At 66.1% G+C, this 18,656-nt stretch carries 17 protein-coding genes; 6 read left to right on the top strand and 11 right to left on the bottom strand.

Translation table 11 applies throughout. From position 1 onward, the window contains the following. Positions 1–356: 356 nt before the first annotated feature. The 4 genes from G5C50_RS23595 to G5C50_RS23580 form a co-directional block, all read right to left on the bottom strand. Positions 357–1,478: a glycosyltransferase family 4 protein gene (locus G5C50_RS23595; protein ID WP_165073486.1), complete on the bottom strand. Its 1,122-nt coding sequence runs from the start codon at positions 1,476–1,478 to the stop codon at positions 357–359. A 25-nt stretch (positions 1,479–1,503) separates the two neighbouring features. Then, positions 1,504–1,773 carry a putative signal transducing protein gene (locus G5C50_RS23590; RefSeq protein WP_165073422.1) on the bottom strand — a complete coding sequence of 90 codons (270 nt, stop codon included), beginning with the start codon at positions 1,771–1,773 and terminating at the stop codon, positions 1,504–1,506. Between the two features lie 87 nt (positions 1,774–1,860). Further along, entirely contained in the window at positions 1,861–3,054 is a 1,194-nt protein-coding gene (locus G5C50_RS23585; RefSeq protein ID WP_165073421.1) for a carboxypeptidase regulatory-like domain-containing protein, read from the bottom strand. A 133-nt stretch (positions 3,055–3,187) separates the two neighbouring features. Then, positions 3,188–4,414, bottom strand: coding sequence for a heparan-alpha-glucosaminide N-acetyltransferase domain-containing protein (locus G5C50_RS23580; protein WP_165073420.1), 1,227 nt, complete (start codon positions 4,412–4,414; stop codon positions 3,188–3,190). A 320-nt stretch (positions 4,415–4,734) separates the two neighbouring features. Between G5C50_RS23580 and G5C50_RS23575 the strand changes: the two genes are divergently transcribed. Beyond that, positions 4,735–6,657 (top strand): tetratricopeptide repeat protein, encoded by a 1,923-nt coding sequence (locus G5C50_RS23575; protein WP_165073419.1) that lies wholly within the window; start codon positions 4,735–4,737, stop codon positions 6,655–6,657. A 16-nt stretch (positions 6,658–6,673) separates the two neighbouring features. Here the strand turns inward: G5C50_RS23575 and G5C50_RS23570 are convergent, their stop codons facing one another. The 4 genes from G5C50_RS23570 to G5C50_RS23555 form a co-directional block, all read right to left on the bottom strand. Further along, positions 6,674–8,080: a Mov34/MPN/PAD-1 family protein gene (locus G5C50_RS23570; protein WP_165073418.1), complete on the bottom strand. Its 1,407-nt coding sequence runs from the start codon at positions 8,078–8,080 to the stop codon at positions 6,674–6,676. Further along, on the bottom strand, positions 8,077–9,276 hold the full coding sequence (locus tag G5C50_RS23565) for a ThiF family adenylyltransferase (RefSeq protein WP_165073417.1): 1,200 nt from the start codon (positions 9,274–9,276) through the stop codon (positions 8,077–8,079). The genes G5C50_RS23570 and G5C50_RS23565 overlap by 4 nt, the downstream gene beginning before the upstream one ends. Before the next feature lie 25 nt (positions 9,277–9,301). Next, on the bottom strand, positions 9,302–10,075 hold the full coding sequence (locus G5C50_RS23560; protein WP_165073416.1) for a ubiquitin-conjugating enzyme E2: 774 nt from the start codon (positions 10,073–10,075) through the stop codon (positions 9,302–9,304). A gap of 74 nt (positions 10,076–10,149) precedes the next feature. Then, positions 10,150–10,443 carry an EsaB/YukD family protein gene (locus tag G5C50_RS23555; RefSeq protein ID WP_165073415.1) on the bottom strand — a complete coding sequence of 98 codons (294 nt, stop codon included), beginning with the start codon at positions 10,441–10,443 and terminating at the stop codon, positions 10,150–10,152. A 289-nt stretch (positions 10,444–10,732) separates the two neighbouring features. On the opposite strand from G5C50_RS23555, the gene G5C50_RS23550 reads away from it, so the two are divergent. The 3 genes from G5C50_RS23550 (at position 10,733) to G5C50_RS23540 (ending at position 14,090) form a co-directional block, all read left to right on the top strand. Next, on the top strand, positions 10,733–11,659 hold the full coding sequence (locus G5C50_RS23550; RefSeq protein ID WP_240907330.1) for an NAD-dependent epimerase/dehydratase family protein: 927 nt from the start codon (positions 10,733–10,735) through the stop codon (positions 11,657–11,659). Positions 11,660–11,710: 51 nt separating this feature from the next. Continuing rightward, positions 11,711–12,262, top strand: a complete 552-nt coding sequence (locus G5C50_RS23545; protein WP_165073414.1) for an inorganic diphosphatase — start codon at positions 11,711–11,713, stop codon at positions 12,260–12,262. A gap of 826 nt (positions 12,263–13,088) precedes the next feature. After that, positions 13,089–14,090, top strand: a complete 1,002-nt coding sequence (locus G5C50_RS23540) for a metallophosphoesterase family protein (protein WP_165073413.1) — start codon at positions 13,089–13,091, stop codon at positions 14,088–14,090. A 214-nt stretch (positions 14,091–14,304) separates the two neighbouring features. Here the strand turns inward: G5C50_RS23540 and G5C50_RS23535 are convergent, their stop codons facing one another. Then, complete coding sequence (locus G5C50_RS23535) at positions 14,305–15,126, bottom strand: glycerophosphodiester phosphodiesterase (RefSeq protein WP_165073412.1); 822 nt, start codon at positions 15,124–15,126, stop codon at positions 14,305–14,307. A gap of 105 nt (positions 15,127–15,231) precedes the next feature. Further along, positions 15,232–16,452 carry an FG-GAP repeat domain-containing protein gene (locus tag G5C50_RS23530; RefSeq protein WP_165073411.1) on the bottom strand — a complete coding sequence of 407 codons (1,221 nt, stop codon included), beginning with the start codon at positions 16,450–16,452 and terminating at the stop codon, positions 15,232–15,234. A gap of 158 nt (positions 16,453–16,610) precedes the next feature. Between G5C50_RS23530 and G5C50_RS23525 the strand changes: the two genes are divergently transcribed. After that, on the top strand, positions 16,611–17,060 hold the full coding sequence (locus G5C50_RS23525; RefSeq protein ID WP_165073410.1) for a hypothetical protein: 450 nt from the start codon (positions 16,611–16,613) through the stop codon (positions 17,058–17,060). Here G5C50_RS23525 and G5C50_RS23520 read toward each other — a convergent pair. Further along, complete coding sequence (locus G5C50_RS23520; protein ID WP_165073409.1) at positions 17,044–17,979, bottom strand: S1 family peptidase; 936 nt, start codon at positions 17,977–17,979, stop codon at positions 17,044–17,046. The two genes, G5C50_RS23525 and G5C50_RS23520, sit on opposite strands and share 17 nt — an antisense overlap. Positions 17,980–18,204: 225 nt before the next feature. Between G5C50_RS23520 and G5C50_RS23515 the strand changes: the two genes are divergently transcribed. Beyond that, the gene (locus G5C50_RS23515) at positions 18,205–18,648 is read left to right on the top strand and encodes a TIGR03067 domain-containing protein (RefSeq protein WP_165073408.1); all 444 of its coding nucleotides are present in this window, start codon (positions 18,205–18,207) and stop codon (positions 18,646–18,648) included. Positions 18,649–18,656 lie beyond the last annotated feature (8 nt).

Here is an 18,656-nt window from a genome sequence, read left to right as displayed (position 1 = left end):
CGCCGGACCGCCGCGCGTGTCTGTTAAGGAGATTGTAGAAGACGGATCTTGAGGTGAAGGAGAAGAATCTCCAATCCAGATTCTAGAAGTGCCGGTCATACGGTTTGAGGGGGCTGCGGCTGGATAGAGGGGCTTCGGCGAATACGGGATTCGGAGATTTCGGGATCGCGCGAGCAGTCGGCTGCATAACCCAGGTGGAGGCCGAACTGGCCAAGACTCAGGTGGCTCTGGAAGCTCTGAAATCCAAACGAGCTCAGATCGACAAGGAGATTGAAAGGGTTTCTGAGGTCGTCGCCCGCGTGTCGCGTCGAAAAACTCCCCGCAAACGCTTCGCTGCCAGACATGGCCCTTCCCAATCAGTGAGCCTCTGCAATCAGCCGACGGTACAGCCCCAAGTAACGATCCACCACCGCCCGCAGCGAGTATTCGGACTCGACGCGGGTGAGGGCGTTCGCGCCAAGGCGTTGGGCCTCTTCTGGGGCTTCGAGCAGGCGGATCAGGGCGGAGGACCAGGCTTCGGGGGTGGGGGCAGGGACGAGGACGCCGGTTGAGCCGGGGGTGACGAGATCAGTGTTGCCGCCGACGCCCGAGACGACGCAGGGGAGGGCGGTCGCCATCGCTTCCAGGAGCGAGTTGCTCATCCCCTCGGCCAGGCTGGGGAGGACGAACAGGTCGGCGGCGCGGAGATGCTCGGCGGGGCTGGGGACGGCTCCCGCGAACTGAACGCGGTCGGCGATGCCGAGGGACTCGGCCAGCTCGGTCAGCGGCTGGCGGTCGGGGCCGGGGCCGACGAGGATCAGGTTCGCCGGCGTGCGTCGGGCAACCTCGACCCAGGCGTTCAGCAACAGCGGCAGGTTCTTCTGCGGATGCAGCCGGCCTGTGAAGACGATTCGCGGTCGCGGCAGCAGGTCGGCCTCGACGGCGCTCGGGCCGGGGTGGAAGACCTCGGTGTCGACGCCGCTGGCCGTTCGGGTCATCCGGTCCGACGGAACACCCAGGGCGGACCACTCTCCGGCGATGTCGTCGGAAATCGCCGCGAAGTGGGTGTTCCGCAGGATCAGGCGTCGGAGCAACGGGGCTCCGCGAGTCCGCATCAACTCCTGGGCCTCGCCGTAGTATCCCGAGGCGGCGGGCTGGACGAGCGTTGGAATCCCGCGCAGAAACGGTCGGGCCAGGCCCGTCGAGACCGCCTCCCAGAGCGCCTGGTGAGTGTGGACGACGTCCAACTCGCCGCGGAGGCTCCGCAGCGCGCGGACAAACCCCGCGACGAACGAGAGGCCGAAGAGAGGCCCTCGATTCGACGTCCGGATCCAACGGTGGATCTGGAGACCTCGGTACTCCTCGTCATCGATTGGATAGCCGGGGACCGACCGCGTGATGACGCGGACGGAGTGCCCCCGACGAACCAACTCGACCCCCTGCGCCAGCGCCTGGCGCTCGGCTCCGCTGGCGAAGGGGTGGAAGTAGCTGACGACCAGTCCGACGCGGAGGGGGCGATCGAGGTCAGTCGCTGGTCGGTTCGTGGACGTTCTTCAGGTCCTGGAAGTGAGGGTAGTTGGAGAGGACTTCCCGAGCCCTGCGCGCGTTGGAGGGCATAACGTAGACGCTGTGGCCGGACTCGAAAGGGAGGCCGCCGAAGACGCCGCTGGCCGGCGTCGCGTCGGAGCGCGCGGGTATACCGTCGTCCTGAAGAAGATTGACGATCAAGGTCGCCTCGGCCTCGCTGGAAGCCACGCAGAGGCGGACCGGCTCGATGTCGAGTTCGTCGGACATCCTGCACCTCGGAGAGAGAAGCCTGACGGCCGACGGCCCCGCATTAACGGGGGCGTCGGCCGCCTGAATCGGCGACGGTGGGATCGGTCAGCGCGTGATGGTCAGGCTCGGGACGTCCCGGCCCTCGGCGTCGACGATCAGGCCCTTGTCGACGGTGATCTCGCTGACCGCGTAGATGCGACCGCTCGGCATCGTGACGCGGACGGTCCAATCGCCGTCGGGGACGCGAACGGCGAAGCGGCCGAAGGCGTCCGTGTGCGCGGGCCGATCCTCGAAGACGCCCGTGCGGCTGCTGACCACGATGCGGACGCCTTCTTCCACCTCGCCCGTGTCGCGAGAACGGACCCGACCGAACAGGACGTTCCGACGCGCCGGGTCGACACTCCGAGCCGGATCGTAGACCGGCCGCATGGCCTCGCGACGGGTGTTCAGCCCAAGATCGCCGGGGGCGGGGGAGACCTCTTCGGAGTTGGCCGGGGTGGTCGGAGCCGGCGGCTCTTCGGCGCTGGGGCGGACCGTCGACTGCTGGCGCTCAGCGGCCGGCGGGGTTGGGGGCTCGCCGCCTTTGATCTCGCCTGGTTCGGGCAAGACGGCCTTCGGCTGCGACTGCACGGGAGCCGGCCGGTTCGACTTCGGAGCAGCCGGAGGCGGCTGAACGTTCGAGGGGAGGGCGGGCGCTTCGTTCAGATCGTCCTCGGCGCTCGCCGACGGGGCCGGCCGACGGATTGAGGGCGACTCGGGGGCGACCACGCGGACCGACGTGGGCGAGGCGATCACGGAGTCGGCGCAGCAGGTGCTGGGCGCCGTGTAAGCCGTCGCAACCACGCCGCGGTCGACGACCACCGGCGCGGAGGAAAACGTCGTCGGCACGACGTAGGACGACGGGTAATACAGCGTCGTCGGGAAGTAGCTGGAGGTGGTGTAGGTCGTCGGGTAAACGGCCCGCGTCCCGGTTGGGATCCAACGTCGGCCGAAGAGGCTGCGACGGAAGCGGGTTTCGTAATAGGTCGGCACGACGTAGCTGCTGGCGACGTAGCTCGTGGGGACGATGACGTCGGCCGCCGTTTCGGTCACGTAGGCCGTTGCGTAGTAGGTCGGCACGGAGAAGGACGTCGGCACGACGTAGGAGGTCGCGAGGTACGAAGGGACGCTCACGACGCTCGACGTCGGCACCCAGTCGACGGTCTCGACCCAGACGTCATACGCCGAGGCCTCGCGTCCGGCTCCTATCGCCAGGAGCGCCGCCGCCAGCAAGGGCGACCAGTAGCCGCGGGATCGCATCGTTGTATTCCTCTGTTGATGCTCGACGGGGCCCCGGTGAACCACCGCGGCTTCATGCCAGGGCCGCTCAGCTTCATCATAACAAGTTTACAATCCGGTCCAAGGAATGCGCGATGTCGGGGCGAGGGCGGCTCTACTGGTTGTCCGGATTGTGGCGGCTGGCGGTTTCGGCGTAGACGCGTGGCTCTGGACGACTGGGTGACAGAGAGGGAATCGGAAGCCCCAGCAGGATGCATAGCATCGACTGCGCCACGAAGCGGAGCGCCGTCGAGGACGCCTCCGACATGGGGTGAACGGCAAGGAGAATCGCCGTGGCTGCACAGGCTGCGAGTACCGTCAGCCAGGCCGTCTGGACGGCGGCGTCCCCTCGCCTTCTCAGCAGAGCACTGAACTGAGACGCCAGCGACGCTCCGATCAGGCTCAGCGCGAGGACGGTCAAGAACCGCACGAGGTAGGAGGCCGACCCTGTCGCCGGACCGAGAGCGGCGTCCAGCAGGTGCAGGAGCATATAGTGCAGCGGGACCACGGCGAAACTGGCCTGCGCCTCAGTCGACAGGAACTTCGCCGCCGGTGATCGGCCAGCGACGATCGCGATCGCCGCGAGGAATCCGATGGCCGCCAGGCTGGCGATGAAGAAGGTGAGCGAAACGGTCCCCCATCGGAAAATGATGAGCCCGCGCGAGGCCAGGAGCATCGCGGCAGCCGTCGAGACGATCCCGATCGCCGAGGCAAGCAACGCGACCCCTTTCCAGTGATCGACGAACCGGGTTCTCCATCGCGCCGCCAGACGACCCAAGGCATAGCCCAGCAAGGGATAACACAACCAGGGGGCCGGCGGGTAAGACAGTCCCGCGAGTCCTGAAACGCCCAAAAGAGCTCCCGCCGAGTGGCCGAGCATCGTATCGGGCAGCATCGGCCGAGCGAGCGGACCCAGGAGAAACCTCGCGAGTCCCACCGCGACGGCCGCCGCCGCTGCAATGCGGCCGCTGTAAGGCAGTCTGGAAAGCTCCTTGAGGAGCAGAACGCTGAGGCCGATGAAGGCGAGGAAGTCGAGTCCCAGATGGGTCGACGGCGACACCCACAGGAAGACGTCGGCGAACAGAAGTAGCCCGACCTTGATCAACTGGTGCAGTCGGTTTCCGGGCTGTTTTCCGATCGATTGGATGCCGTTGCCGAATCCCGTCAGGAAGAAAAAGGCGACGGGCGCCATGCTTCCGACCAAATCGGCTGCGTCGACGAGCCAAGGGGGAGGGGATGCGGCCACGCGGGTCGCAGTGTGGTTGCCGACCATCAGGACGACGGCCAGAGTTCGCAGAACATCCAACTCGGGCCAACGTCCGCTGTCACGCGTCGGCTGCATCAAACCTCCAGACGAGGGGGGGCGGGGGGGCCGGCGATGCGAGCAACGCAGGGCGGCCGACGGCTTGAAAACGGTCGCAATGGGAGGTCGCCGAATCGATAAAACCGTCTCATTCCAAAGATAGCATCGGTTCGGCGACCAGGCAATTGAAGGCGTGGACGGCCGCAACGGGGGCGACATCTGGCTTTTCGCGGGGGACGACCTACGACGTGCTTCACAAGTAGCGACTTGAGAAACTAGGCTTGAGTCGGACGAGGCGTCGACTTTGTGGAACGCGCCGGCTCAAGGCTCCCTTCCGCGGGAAGCAGGATCGATCGACCGTGCAAATATTCATCCCCCTCGCCCTGATCGGTTGGATACCCGCTTGCCTCGTCTTGTTCTTGCTGTTCCCGTGGCGGCGGGCGCTGCAGATCGCGATCATCGTGTCCTGGCTTTTCCTTCCTTCGGCAGGCTTGAATATCTCCGGTTTGCCGGATTACACGAAAACCTCAGCCTTCTCCTACGGGATCATCCTGTCGCTGATGATTCTCGTCCCGGACCGATTCGCCCGCCTCAAGCCGAGTTGGATGGATCTGCCGACGTCGATCTTCGTGCTTTGTCCAATCGTCACTTCGCTGGCCAACGATCTCGGTCTCTACGACGGCGTCGCATCAGCGAATGGGAACTTGACCTATATAGGGCTTCCTTACCTGATCGGGCGGGCGTGTTTCGACTCGGCCCGGGATATACGAAATCTCGGCGTGGCGATCGCCGTCGGGGGGCTCATCTACGTCCCCTTGTGTCTTCTGGAGATGGCCGTCGGCCCATTCCTGTCCGTCAAGATCTACACGATCTACGCCCATACCGAGGTCCGTTTGGGGGGATTCCGACCCCGCGTCTTCTTGAACACCGGCCTGGAACTGGGCCTCTGGATGGCGATCGCCTGCTTCATTTCGATCTGGCTCTGGCGGGTGGGAGTTCTGAAGCGTGTGATGGGGATTCCCTTCGGGTCCATCCTCCTCCCGATCCTGATCGTGACGACCCTCCTCTGCCGTTCGAGCGGTGCGACCTTTCTCCTGGGATTCACGCTCTCCATCTTGTGGTTGAGCGCCCGGATGAATCGACGGGTCTTGATGGTTCTCTGGACCCTGGCGTGTTTCGCATATATCGGCGTCCGCGTGGGGAACTACTGGGATTACAACGGCCTGATCACCTTTCTCGCGAAGAACTTCAGCGAAGACAGGGCGCAGTCGCTGGAATTCCGATTCCAGAACGAGGACATCTTGATCGCCAAGGCCGTTCAGAGGCCCGTTTTCGGTTGGGGGGGATTCGGGCGGTCGCGCGTGATGGACGAGTACGGAAGAGACATCTCCATCACCGACGGCCTTTGGATCATCATGTTCGGGGTGTTCGGCACCGTTGGCGTGTTGTCCTTTCTCATGATCAGCGTGCTGCCGTGCCTTGTCTTCATACGAAAGTTCCCTGCGCGGCGATGGTTCGAGCCAGACGTCGGAAGTCTCGCAGCGCTGGTCGGCTCGATTACGCTCTATCTCGGCGACATTATGTTCAACGGCTTCTCGATCATGCCGATTCTCGTCGGCGCTGGGGCGTTGAGCTCGGTTCTCCGGCTGCCCACGGTCTATTTCAGCGACGGGGCGGATTTCACCGATGCGTTCAGCCGAGACCTTCCCGGAACGACGCCTCTGGAGCTCGCGCCGGCTGAGGAGAAGATGGCGGCGCGCTACATCGACCTGGCGCGAGGGTTTCGGCAGAGCGGGGACTTCGAGAGCGCCGCCGGCGCCCGTCGACACGCCTACGACTTGCTCGCGGGCCTGGCCGACTCAGGGCGGGAAACGCCCTCGGGGCGCCGCCGCAGACTCGACTGCGCCAACGATCTCGCCTGGCTGCTCGCGGTTCGTCCCGACCCCGCGCCGAGCGATCGGGAGGAGGCCGTCGACCTGGCCCGGATGGCGACCGAGGGCGATCCTAACAGCCCGACTTACTGGAATACTCTCGGGCTCTCCCTCTGTCGGGTAGGCGCCTTCGAGGACGCCCAGGCGGCGGCTCGGCGGTCGATGGAACTGGACGAAGCCTGGAACGGATTCGACCTCGTCGTGCTCGCCCTGACCGACGCCCGGCTGGGACGGAAGGCCGACGCCGCACCCTGGCTGGCGCAGGCCGTCCGCTGGCGTGATGACCAAGGGGCGAGCGATCCCGTCCTCGACGAGCTGATCCACGAGACCGAGTCCGCTCTCGCCGGTTGATTCCAGTCGGCCGTCGTCAGAGCGCACGCCGGGCGGCGTCGGCATTGTCGACCGACGTCGAGAGCTGGGGACGAACATAAAGCCAGACGGCCGTCACCGCGAGCAAGGCCGAGGTCAGGGCTCCGATCCAGGTGGTCAGCGTATAGAACTTGAGGTCTTTATACGTTTTGGCGGCTTGCTCGCCTTCGGCCGACTTGAGGATCGCGCGCTGATCGGTGAGTTCACGCTTGTCGTCGTCGAGGGCCTGTTTCAGCTCCTCGACCTCATCCCGCAGCTTGGGAGCCTCCTTGGCCTCGGACTCGAAGACCTCTCGCGATTTCAGGGTCGCCGCCAATTCGGCCTCGAGGCCGCCGGCCTTCTCGGAGAGTTCCTTCAGCCGGGCGCCGAGAACCTCGGTGGCGGAACGTTGATCGGCCAGTTGCTTGCGGGCCTCATCACGGGCCTGGGCGAGTTTCTCAAAGCGTGCCAGGAACGTCTCGGGGTTCGCGTCGCCGATCTTCTCCAGCATCAGGTCGTGCGCAGCCCGGCGGCCAGCCGACGATTCTTCGACTTCCCGAGCCAGAACGGTCAGGGCGTGCGACTGCTCGCTCAGGCGAGTGTCCACGTAGTGGAGCCAGAGCCCCAGCCCCGCGAGCATGAGCAGGCCCATCGTTCCGAGGAACCCGAGGAACGCGGCCAACGCCAGTCCGTCGCCGGGCGCGACGCGGGAGGGGGCGGGTCGATTCAGCATCTTGATCAGCTCCGCCTCAAGGCGAGGAGATAGGGACGCGCCGATGCCTCCGGCCGGCGAACCGGGGAGGTTCTCCAACTGGTCCGCCAACCGCGAGAGCGCCGCCCGCTCGTGACGCTCGGCGCAGAGGTGGAAGCCGCCCACCTGCACCATGCCCCCGTCCGACCACTGGAAGAAGCCGCGCGTCCCCTGAATGGGGTCGACGACGTACGCGGTCTGAAGGGGCTGGTCGAAAAAGTTCTTGTGAATGAACAGATCGTGATGCGACAGGAAAATCCCGAAGTTCGGGTGCGTGTGATACCAGCCGACGACGTCGAGGTCAGGGTGGAGCCGGTCGCGCTCGCGGGTGATCTCTTCCCAGGAGTCGTGAGTGTAGGTGAAGCTGGCCTGAGTGTTGGCGTAATGCTTGGCCTCCAGCGCCTGGGTGATCCAGACGAAGGGGGCGCCGTCGGTCGGGTCGACGCACTCCTTGCCCAGCAGCACGCCGCCCAGTTCGACGGTCGTGTCGGAGAGGGCGTGGCGTTCGATGGCGTCGGCTGGAGCGAGGTCGAGGAAGACAGGCAGGTCGCCGGGGCCGGGGGTCTGGCAGGCGACGCAGGCGAGCCTGGGATCGCGGTCGGGCCGGCGCATCTTGGCCGGCTCGCGGAACCGGACCTCGCCGAAGACCATTTCGTCGCCGCCGTCCTGGCTCAAGGGCGTTCCCCCCATCCTGAGCCCAGGCCGTCGCGGTCGCCGGCCAGCAGGAAGAACCGCGACGAGCCGCCGCCGTCGACCCGAACGACGTCGAACCGGGGGACGCCGACCTGGGCCAGCGTCCGCGAGGCCAGCGGAGAATCCTCGCCGATCGCGCTGACGACCACGGGCCGACCCGGCTGACGGCAGTCTGGGCACTCAGCCTCGGCCTGACGGACGGTGGTCCGGGGCCGCATCAGCTCGCGGCGGCCGCCGCAGCGCGGGCATTCCACGGCCTCCACCAACTCACGATCGAGGGCCAGCGAGGCCGGCCCTTCGAGCCCTTCGTCGGCCGCCGCGTTGAACAGGTCGCGGACGGTGGCGTCGTTTCCAATCGCCAGCTCGATCGGCTGGGGGTAGGTCTCGTGGCTGAGGCAGTCTTCGCGGAAGGGGAGCTTGGTCGTGTAGAACTGGTTGCCGACGCCGTTGAAGACCATCGCCGTCCCCCCCGCGACGGCCATCCCGTGCAGCAGCTTGAGGGCCTCCTGCACCTGGAGCGAGGCCATCATCGAGGCGATCGTCGGCGCGGTCGGAACCTTGCCGGCCAAAATGTCGTCCCGACGGAGCAGGGGGCAGCTATAGCGGAGGTTCAGAAGCTGGTAGTCGCGCTCGGTCATCGTGCATTCGTAGCAGGCCGAGGCCGGGGGCGTGAAGACCTTCACGACCCCCTGGATCTCCTGGATGCCGGCGTCGATCCAGGGCCGGCCGACCTTCCAGCACTGGCGGTTGACCCAGAGCCGGGCTTCGCGGTTATCCAGGCAGCCGATGACCAGGTCGACATGGGCGAACAGACCGAGCCCGAGATCCGTGATGACGTCGCCATGCATCGGGATGAAGGCGACTTCCGGGTTCAACTCGCCGGCCCGACGAGCGGCGACGACGGCCTTGGGAAGCCCGCCGTCCTCGGCCCGGAAGAGAACCGACCGCGACAGGTTCGACGGTTCGACCGAGTCCAGGTCGATGACGTAGGTCGTTCCGACGCCGACGAGGGCGAGGTTCTTCAGGACCTCGTTGCCGAGCGCTCCCGCGCCGACGACGAGAACCTTCGCCGCGGCGAGCCGTTCCTGACGCCACCAGGGGATCAGGCGGAGCCGGCTGTAGCGGTCGTCGTCGTCGATGCGCAGGGGGGCTTCGTCGAGGGGCGGCTGCGTCGTCATGGGTCTGTTGGTCCGGCCGGCCGGCTCACTCGATGAAGAGGATGTCGGCCTCGGGCTCCGGGGCCGGCGGGATGGGGGCGACGGCCTCGTCGACGGTCGACTCCAGGATCAGGACGCCGTCGTCGAGCGGCTGCGTCATCGACGCGAGCGAGGTCGGAGCCTGTTCGTCGTCGGCCGGTCGGTTGCGACGTTCAAGGAATCGCCGGACCCGGTCGACGGCCTCTCCGGCGGCGGCCGCAGCGCCGAGGAGTCCACGCGCTTGCACAGGGGTTGCGAACCGCTGAGGACCGCCGGAGGTCCCTTCGATCCGGCCCATGGCCTCGCGAAGGTCGCGGATGGGCCGTGGGTCCGTCGGGAAGGGGACGGCCGTCTGGTTGCCGGCCCAGAGGGCGGCGTCGCGGTTGTACGGGCTGCGGACGTCGAAGTTGTGGTACCGGACCATGTCCCAGAGCATCGTGCAGAGCTCATCGAGCTGCACGCTGGGGACCCAGTGAGTGCCGTAGCCCCCCAGGCAGACCATCCCGATCTCGGAGATGTTCGGATGGTAGATGGGCGAGAGCCAGCGGATTTCGGGGATCGTTCGAGGATACGAGGAGCCGAGCTTGATCTCGACCTCGTGCATCGTCTGGGGCCGAACGCGGCCCCCCTCGCGGTGCAGGCCTCTTCCCTTGAATCGGATTCGGTAGGCGTGGGGCGGGTCGCCCTGAGCCTTGAACTCAAAGACCGAACTCTCGGCCTTCAGCCTTTCGAGGGCTGCCAGGTCGTTGCGAAGCCGTCGCAGTCGCGGCGAGTCGTGCATGGTCGTGGGTCCGTATCGGCTGGGCTGGGTCGCCTGCTCCCTCCGCCTTCGTCGCGTTGAGCCGCCGAGGCGGACTAACCCGCCACCACCTCGGGATAGACGATCAGGTGATCGCCGTCACGGATGCCGGCGTCCACGAGGGTCCAGTTTTCCAGCAGCCGCCGGCCGCCTTCCTTATGATCGAGCGCGTAACTCATCGGTTGGCCGTCGGGACTGGTGGCCGGCAGGTTCATCTTGGTGATGATGTTCGGGATGATCCGACTGACGGGCACGCTGAATGCGATCACCGCCTTCACCGATTTCGCGCCGGTCTGGTCCAAGAACGTCACCTGCACGCCCGAGGGATCGCTCGTTCCGCCGTATGACATGATCAGGATACCTCCTCGACATGCCTTTCGATCGCCGCACGCCGTTATTAGTTCGGATCGAGCGGATTCGCTGGAGACGACCGCTTCCGGCCGAGGTCGTTCCATGAATGATAACATTTGACCACCACCGGCGGAAGGGGCCGCCGTGGGGTTGGATCCGAAGCCGAAACTTCGCCGGTCGGGTGCGGAGGGGGCGGGAAGATGGTAGATTAGGCTTTTCGCCCCGACCGGGCGGAGCGCCCCCGCGGCGGGGGGCCGCCGCGCCCCGGGCCGAGATGAGGAGCGGACCATGCAGCCCGACCCCATGGATGACCCGACCCGGGGCCCCGAGCCCGGAAGCCCGCGGTTCATGCCCCCGCTCCACGGCGGTCTGCCGATCATCGACCCCGAAGACCTGCTCGACGACGAGGAAGGCTTCAACCCCGAGGAAGAACTCGAAGAGTTCGACATCGACGACGAACCGAGGACCGTCCTCATCACGGGGGCCTGCGGCAACATCGGCCGGAAACTCCGCGCCGCCTGGGAGGACGTCTACGACCTGATCCTCCTGGACGCCGAGCCCGGAGAGGACGACGCCGAGGTTTTCAAGGTCGACCTGAGCGTCTTCGACGAGGAATGGATCACCCACTTCCACGGCGTCGACACCGTCGTCCACCTGGCCGCGAACCCCGACGAACACGCCTCCCTCGCCGAGCTGAGCGAGTCCAACCTCGACGCCCTGGCGAACGTCTTCAACGCCGCCGCACTGGCCGGCGTCGAGCGGCTGGTCTACGCCAGTTCGGTCCATGTCATGACGGGACTTCGCGAAGAGGAACCCGAGGTGATCACGGCCGAGGAGCCGCCTCGCCCTTCGGGGATCTACGGAGCGATGAAGTACGCCGGCGAGCGGTTCGGCAAGAGCCTGGCCCAGGCCTTTGACGTCACCTTCATCGCCCTTCGTCTGGGATGGGTCCAGCACGGGGCGAACCGGCCCGAGGGGCTCAAGGACGACTGGGAGAAGAAGCTCTGGCTCTCCAACGGCGACCTCGTCCGCCTCTTCGACGCCGCCGTCGAGGCCGAGATCGAGGACCGCCTGTTTCTGGTCGTCAACGGCGTCTCGCGCAATCACGGCGGACTCTGGGATCTCGCCGACGCCGCCGAGATTCTCGGGTATCTTCCCGAGGACGACGCCTTCAACCCTCGTCACCAGGCCGAAGCCCTCGACGAACGCCACTGAACCGACCCCACGCTCGAATAACGTTCTACCCACAATCCGGATTCCCGTCTCATGCTGCATCCCTGGCACGACGTCACACCCGGCGAGCACCTGCCGCTGGAGTTCAACGCCCTGATCGAGATCCCCATGGGATCGAGCGTCAAGTACGAGCTGGACAAGCAGACTGGTCTGCTCCGCCTCGACCGGGTGCTCTACTCGGCGGTCTACTACCCGGCCAACTACGGCTTCATCCCCCAGACCTACGCCGAGGACGACGACCCGCTCGACGTCCTGGTCCTCTGTCAGGAAGCCGTCGCACCCATGACCCTCGTCACGGCTCGGGCGATCGGCCTGATGACGATGGTCGACGCCGGCAAGAAGGACCATAAGATCCTCGCCGTCGCGGTCGGCGACCCGGAATTCAACAGCTTCCACGAAGCCGCTGAGCTCCCCCCCCACCGCCTGATGATGCTCCGCCGCTTCTTCCAGGACTACAAGTACCTCGAAGGCAAGAGCGTTGAAGTCGACGAGATCCAGTCCGCCGACTGCACCCGGAACGTCATTGAGGACGCGCTTCAGCGCTACAGCGCTCAACGCCGCCGGGGTTTTCACGGCAAGCATTGACCCGGCCCTCGCGATCGGGTTCGTTTCACCGGACGACGGGACGAACCCGATCGACGCAAACCCTTTCGCGGAAGCGATCTGAGCCGTAATTTCCGCCTCGTGGGATTGGCTTCGATCGACCAATTCCGACGCAACTCCACACATCTTTACGATTTCGCCGGTCTCCCGCTGACTCCGAGCGACAGATCGTTGGAGTCGACGCCGCGCGACCAGGCTCCGGCTCGCTGAACCCGTCTTCGGATGGAGGATGGTCGCCTCAGCCGTTGCCGCCCTTTCGAAGATGCAAGGACGGTGGGGGCGAAGCCGAAATGGCTTCGTTTTCAACCTCGCCGGCGATGCCGCAGGCCCGTAAAGGGTTTCCTCGTCAGGGATTGCCACGCATCGCTCGACGGCTTCGTTCGCCAGGAAAAGGGATGCTGCTTGCTCAACACCGGCAGCACCCGCCAGACGCCGTTTCTGGATCGAAGGTTGGACTCGGGGGCCATAGCCACGCTGGCGTGGCCATGCACTCGGCGACGGTCGCGCAGTCTCCCATGTCGGTTCATGGCCACGCCAGCGTGGCGATGGCGCCCAGCGCCGTCTTGCTTCGATGGAGTTGAGCGAGGAGTGCTGGGGTAGCCCAGACATCGGATGTCTCCTGAATCTCCGATCGAGGGGCGGCCGCACGCGCCCTCTACTCATAACGTGGTCCAAGATCGCACCTTTTGATTGGCCGCCAGGCAGATCTCCGGTTTTTTCTCGTGGAGGCGGGCAGGGGAGGTTTAACATCGTCTCCGCGACAGTGGCTCAGTTGGGCCCTGGCTCTCGGGAGAGGAGATCCGGTTTGATGGCGAACGAGATCATTCGGCCCGGCGAAGCGAAGACGCGACGTGGCTTCCTGGCGGCGTCGGGCGGACTGGGGGCGGCGGGGATCCTGGGCGGATCAGCGTTGATCGCAGCGCCACCCGGCCCGGACCGCAAACGCGTGTTGCGAGTCGCCCATCTGACGGACGTCCACGTCAAGCCGGAAGATCGAGGCGCGGAGGGGATGGCCGCCTGTCTTCACCACGTCCAGGATCTGAATCCGAAACCGGACTTCATCCTGCTCGGCGGCGACCATGTGATGGACTGCTTCAAGCAGAAATACGACCGGACGAAGGTCATCTGGGACCTTTACGGCAGCGTTCTCAAGGCGGAGTGTTCCATCCCCGTCTATTCATGCGTCGGCAACCACGACGTTTGGGGATGGGATAAGGGGAAGGCGGAAACCCGGGGGGACGAACCGCTTTTCGGCAAGAAGTGGACGATCGACGCGGCCGGCATGCCCGACCGGTATTACAGCTTCACGAAGGCGGGCTGGAAGTTCCTCGTCATCGACAGCATCCAGCCGGGACCGACGCCCGTCAGCTTCGCCGCCTTTCTTGATGAGGCCCAGCTCGATTGGCTGAAGCGCGAGCTCAGAGACACGCCCCCAACGACGCCGATCCTGTACATGTCGCACGTGCCGATTTTCTCGGCGATGGCTCTCTACAAGCGACGCAAGGACGCAACGACGGGAGGCTTCGTCAACTGTGGCGACATGCACACCGACGGCACGGAACTGCTCGACCTGTTGTCGTCGCACCCGAATGTCAAGGTCTGCCTCAGCGGGCATCTCCACCTGATGGATTCCTGCCGCATCCGCAACGTGGACTTTTACTGCAACGCCGCAGTCTGCGCCGCGTGGTGGTGGGGAGCCTACCAGGGCTTCGGCGAAGGGTACGGCGTCTACGACCTGTACGACGACGGCTCGCACGACTTCCAGTGGCACGGCTACGGCTGGAAGGCCGAGCCCAGGGCGGGTGTCTAGGGTACAGGGTACCAACCGATCGGGTGGTCCCAATTCGTAGGGCACCCCTCGTGGGTGCCCTGATCGTCGGCGACATCCAACGGCAGCCAGACATCTGATGGCGATCGGGCGCCCACGAGGGGCGCCCCTACGACGATGGGGGGACGACGGCGGCCGAACGCCCGTCCCTGTTCTCCTCCGCCCAACGGTCGGCGGAGTGGCCTCGTTCCAGGATTCAGTCGGACTTGACCTGGTCCTTGAGCCACTGGGCCTTGTTGGTCGTGATCCCTTCGACGCCGGCCTCGATCATTCGGCGGGCGACGGCGGGGTCGTCGACGGTCCAGACGAGGAAGCCCAGGCCCTCCGCCTTGACGCGATCGACGTAGGCCTTGTCGATCGGGCCCTTGAAGTCGAGGTCGAGTCCGTCGGCCTTGATCTCCTTCGCCTTGGCGATGAGCTCGTCGAGGGTGGGAGTGACGGCCTTGGTCTTGGGATCGGTCTTGAAGCTGGCGAGGTAGTACATCTTCAGCTCGGGGAGCTGCTTCTTGGCCTCGGCGAGCGTGTCGGCGTGGAAGGTGATGACCGGCAGTTGCTCGGGCCTCTTGCCGGATTTGCGGACGGCTTTCACGAGGGCGGGGACGGACTCAGGGCCGGTCTTGACCTCGATGTAGCAGCGGGCGTCGTCAGGGATGGTGGCCAGCGCCTGTTCGAGCGTCGGCAGCTTCTCGCCGGCGAACTTGGGGTCCTTCCAGCGGCCGGCGTCGAGGTCCTTCAACTCGCTCCAGTCGGCTTCCTTGATCTTGCGCTGAAGACCGGTGACGCGCTTGACGTCGGGGTCGTGGGTGACGACGAGGACGCCGTCGCGCGAGAGGTGAACGTCGAGTTCGATGGCCTTGACGCCCCGGCTCCAGGCCAGGTTGAACGCGGCCAGGGTGTTCTCGGGCGCGTCGGCCGATTCGCCGCGGTGCGCGACGAATTCCACGGTCGGGTGCGCGCTTTGGGTCTGGGAGGTGGTCGCCATCGTCAGCATCACCAGCAAGCTGGGTAAGTAGGCCATCCGCGTTCGCCTCGGGTTGTGTCTGGGGGAGGATCTTCCGAAGGGCTTGATTGTCGCGGATCCTCCCCCGAATTCAACCGTCCGAGGGGTCGGTTCACAGGAACGTCACGGACGGTTCCAGTAGATCCTCACGTTGTGGGTGGCTCGTCCGCCGGCGATCAGGTCGGGGCGGCCGTCGCCGTTGAGATCCGCGGCGAGTGCGTCCTCGCAGGCCATGCCGCCGTCGTCGATCGCGTGGCGGTCGAAGGCGAGGCCCTCGGCACCGACGCGCGGCGACAGGACGAACACGCCCGGCCCCTTCGGGGTCGAAGAGCCCGCCGGGTTCGGGTCGCGCTGACCGACCACGACGTCTTCGTTCTTGTCGCCGTCGAGATCGGCGCACCAGATCGCGTGGCCCCAGGTCACAGGGGCGGCGACCACCTTGCGGGTCCACAAAGCGTCGGCCTGTTTGGGAGGCGTGTAGACGACCACCTGATTACCGTGCCAGGGCTCGATCGTGGCGACGTACCGCGAACCATCGGCCAGGCGGCCGACCTTGACTTCGCTGGCGCCCTTGAACGGTTCCCCCGCCTCATCGCCCGTCCCGATCCGCGTGTGGGTCCAGGTCCTCTGCGCGTCGCGGTCGAGAACGAAGACCCCTTCCCAGGCGGCGGCGACGATTTGGTTGCCGCCCTTGCCGAGCAGATCGACGACCTGGGCGTTGTGGACGGTGTGCAGCCGGTGCTCGGCGACCTCCGACATCCAGTGCGGATGGGTCGGGTCGCCAGGAACATCGTAGACCTGCACGTTCACGCCAGTCCCGGCTCCCCAGTTCGGCCCTTTCGTTCCTCGTCCCTGAAGCGGTAGAACGACGAGCTGCTCCTTGCCGTTTCCCTTGAGGTCGCCCCAGCGGATCCGATGGATCGTGGGCTCGTCGCACTCGATGGGGTGGACCTGCCACTCGCCCGAGGCGTTGCGGCCGAGCCACTGCAAGGTCCCGGCGTGGGTCGTGTCGGACGGCTTCCAGCCGGCTCCCAGCGCGAAGTCGACCCGGCCGTCGCCGTCGATGTCGTGGGGCTGAATGCAGACGTTGTCGCGACGCGTCTGGTCGCGGATGACGGTGTGCTTCTCCCAGGTGGGATTGCGGTACCAGACCACGGCGTCTTCGGAGGCCGCGACGACGTCGGGCTTTCCGTCGCCGTCCACATCCGCGACGGCCAGGGCGTAGCAGACCTGGCCGACGTGAGGGTCGATCTCCTGGGTCTCGAAACGGGGGAACTCCGCCCCACGCGCGGCGGACGCGAGGGCGACAGCGGCCAGGGCCGCGGCGACGAGAGGTCTGCGCATGGTCGTCTCCTGAGTTTGGGGGAGCGTCCATCGTACGCGCGGCGGCGACTGCTTCGAAAGAGGCTCGTCGGGACCTTCCTATCAAGGCGAGAACCGGGTATCGTGATTGATGTCGTGCGGATGAATGCTGGATGTCGATTTCAGTCGGGAGACCACGCATGGCTTACATGCAGTGGGAGACGGTCGTACGCTACGACTGCCCATTCTGCCGTGCCGCGCTGGCCTGGACCCCCGGAGCCTGGCGCGGGTGGGTGCTCTGCCCCTCGTGCGGCAAACCCGGTCGGCCGCCGGCGCCCAGGCTCGTGATGCCGGGGCTCCAACCCTCGCCGATCAACACGGCCGAGCTGAAGCCGCAGGCCTGGGACGGTTCCCGCAGCGTCGACGGCGACGAGCAACCGCGATGGTCGAGGGAGCTGGAGCAGGTTCGACGCAGGTCGACGGAGGAGGTTCGGTGGAAACCGATCCGGTCGGCTGCGAGTGTGGGCCTGGCTAGCGCCCTGTTCATCATGCTGGTCGGCTATCTCGACCAGAATTCGACCGTTTCCTCGTTGGCGGCGGTGGCCGCTCTGATCATGTTCGTCGTTCGGATCGCTATTGGCGGCCGTTGAGGGCCGTCGCGCCGGCTGGGTCGGTCGGCGGCCGTTTGTCCTCGCCTTCTTGAGCTGGCGGGGCTGCGAGCCGTGATTGTGAACGGTCGACAAGGGCGTCCAGCTTATTCTCGCGGATCAGTCGGCGGATGTTCTCGATGGAGGAGAAGATCCCCATTCGCCGGCCCTCGACCAGTTCGGCGTGGCCAACGCAGACGCCGACGAGTCGCCCCCCTTCCAGGTAGAGACCGCCTCCGGATCGGCCGTGCTCGGGGATCTTCAGGGTGATCAGGAACGGCCGCCCCCAGCCCTCGCCTTCCATTTGAAGCCGGGTCGACTTGACGATCTTCGTGTTCCAACTTGAGAGCCGGGCGCCCAGGTCGACCCCCAACGACGTGGCGAGCGACTCGGGAGGAATTCTCTCGGGATCGCCGTCGTAGAGCCGCGCGACGAAGGGGACCGGCGAGTGCTCCCGGAAGCGGAGCAGGGCGATATCCGCGGCCGGGTCGGAAGCGGCCTCCTCGGCGGCGGCGACCAGCGGCCAGGCTCCTCCCGTGGTCTTCTCAAGGCCGATGTTGTAACGGTGCAGCTCGACCGAGATCGGGCCCTCGTCGCGGAGGACGTGGGCTGCGGTTAGAACCAGGCTCTGGCCGGCCTCGGAAGCGATGATCGTTCCGGTCCCCTGGGAATGACCGCGTCGGACGATCACCGTGGGTCGGAAGGTGTCGTCGTCTCCGGGTCGGACGGGGTCGCGCTGCGTTGGCTCCGCGGCGGTCGCGGGAGGTCGCGACGAGGGCGTGGCGCGGGCTGCGCCGACGCGGGGGTCGTTGCGACCGGAGCGTCGTTGCGTCTGGGCTTCGACGCGGCGCGCTCCTGCGGTCCCGGCGATGAGGACCGCCGCGACGACCAGGATTCGTCGAACGCATTCGGTTCGCCGCATGGTCGGCCGCTCCCAGGAGACTCGCAAACGAGGGGCGCCGGGCGTAGGTCCGCCCTTCGGGATCTTCTCCAAGGATACTCCGTCATTGCCCGGACTGGCGAGACCCGTCCACCCGAGGCCACATCGGAGTGCGGGCTTGTCAACATCCCGCGCGACGTGGTCCAATCCCCCCTCGGCGCAGCGCGCCGTGCATTTCCCCTCCCGACCCTCGGAGAGATTCAGCAAATGCTCTCGATTACGAAGTCCCTTCGGCTCGCCGTGCTCACGACCATTGCGGCCTCGGCGGTCGTCGTAACGCGCGGCGACGACGCTCCGCTCCCGCCGGCGCTCAAGTCGGTTCAGGGCGTCTGGTCGGCCCGCGACGACGCCCAGATCCAGGCGAAATGGATCATCAAGGGCGAGTCGATCAACGTCAACGTCAACGGTGAAGAGTACAAGGGCAAGGTCGTCGTCGACGCCGCCGCGAAGCCCCACCCGGCCCTCACCATCGAGATCAACGACGGCCCCGGCGAGGCCAAGGGGAAGTCCGCCAAGGGGGTCTACAAGCTGGAGGGCGAGAAGCTCACCGTCAACATCGGTGCGCCGGGGCAGGACCGTCCGGTGGACTTCAACCCGTACGGCTCGGACATCTACCTGTTCGAGCTGACGAAGCAGAAGGACTCGAAGTAATCCGGCAT

It is taken from the genome of Paludisphaera rhizosphaerae, assembly GCF_011065895.1.
GTDB classification, from domain to species: Bacteria; Planctomycetota; Planctomycetia; order Isosphaerales; family Isosphaeraceae; genus Paludisphaera; species Paludisphaera rhizosphaerae.
The sequence above is the reverse complement of the archived record's forward strand: the minus strand, read 5'-3'. Positions and strand labels throughout refer to the sequence as shown.

Coding starts and splice junctions, on each gene's coding strand:
- G5C50_RS23590 (WP_165073422.1), bottom strand. CDS start 1,773: ATGTCCGACGAACTCGACATCGAGCCGGTCCGCCTCTGCGTGGCTTCC.
- G5C50_RS23585 (WP_165073421.1), bottom strand. CDS start 3,054: ATGCGATCCCGCGGCTACTGGTCGCCCTTGCTGGCGGCGGCGCTCCTG.
- G5C50_RS23580 (WP_165073420.1), bottom strand. CDS start 4,414: ATGCAGCCGACGCGTGACAGCGGACGTTGGCCCGAGTTGGATGTTCTG.
- G5C50_RS23565 (WP_165073417.1), bottom strand. CDS start 9,276: ATGACGACGCAGCCGCCCCTCGACGAAGCCCCCCTGCGCATCGACGAC.
- G5C50_RS23560 (WP_165073416.1), bottom strand. CDS start 10,075: ATGCACGACTCGCCGCGACTGCGACGGCTTCGCAACGACCTGGCAGCC.
- G5C50_RS23555 (WP_165073415.1), bottom strand. CDS start 10,443: ATGTCATACGGCGGAACGAGCGATCCCTCGGGCGTGCAGGTGACGTTC.
- G5C50_RS23550 (WP_240907330.1), top strand. CDS start 10,733: ATGCAGCCCGACCCCATGGATGACCCGACCCGGGGCCCCGAGCCCGGA.
- G5C50_RS23545 (WP_165073414.1), top strand. CDS start 11,711: ATGCTGCATCCCTGGCACGACGTCACACCCGGCGAGCACCTGCCGCTG.
- G5C50_RS23540 (WP_165073413.1), top strand. CDS start 13,089: ATGGCGAACGAGATCATTCGGCCCGGCGAAGCGAAGACGCGACGTGGC.
- G5C50_RS23535 (WP_165073412.1), bottom strand. CDS start 15,126: ATGGCCTACTTACCCAGCTTGCTGGTGATGCTGACGATGGCGACCACC.
- G5C50_RS23530 (WP_165073411.1), bottom strand. CDS start 16,452: ATGCGCAGACCTCTCGTCGCCGCGGCCCTGGCCGCTGTCGCCCTCGCG.
- G5C50_RS23525 (WP_165073410.1), top strand. CDS start 16,611: ATGGCTTACATGCAGTGGGAGACGGTCGTACGCTACGACTGCCCATTC.
- G5C50_RS23520 (WP_165073409.1), bottom strand. CDS start 17,979: ATGCGGCGAACCGAATGCGTTCGACGAATCCTGGTCGTCGCGGCGGTC.
- G5C50_RS23515 (WP_165073408.1), top strand. CDS start 18,205: ATGCTCTCGATTACGAAGTCCCTTCGGCTCGCCGTGCTCACGACCATT.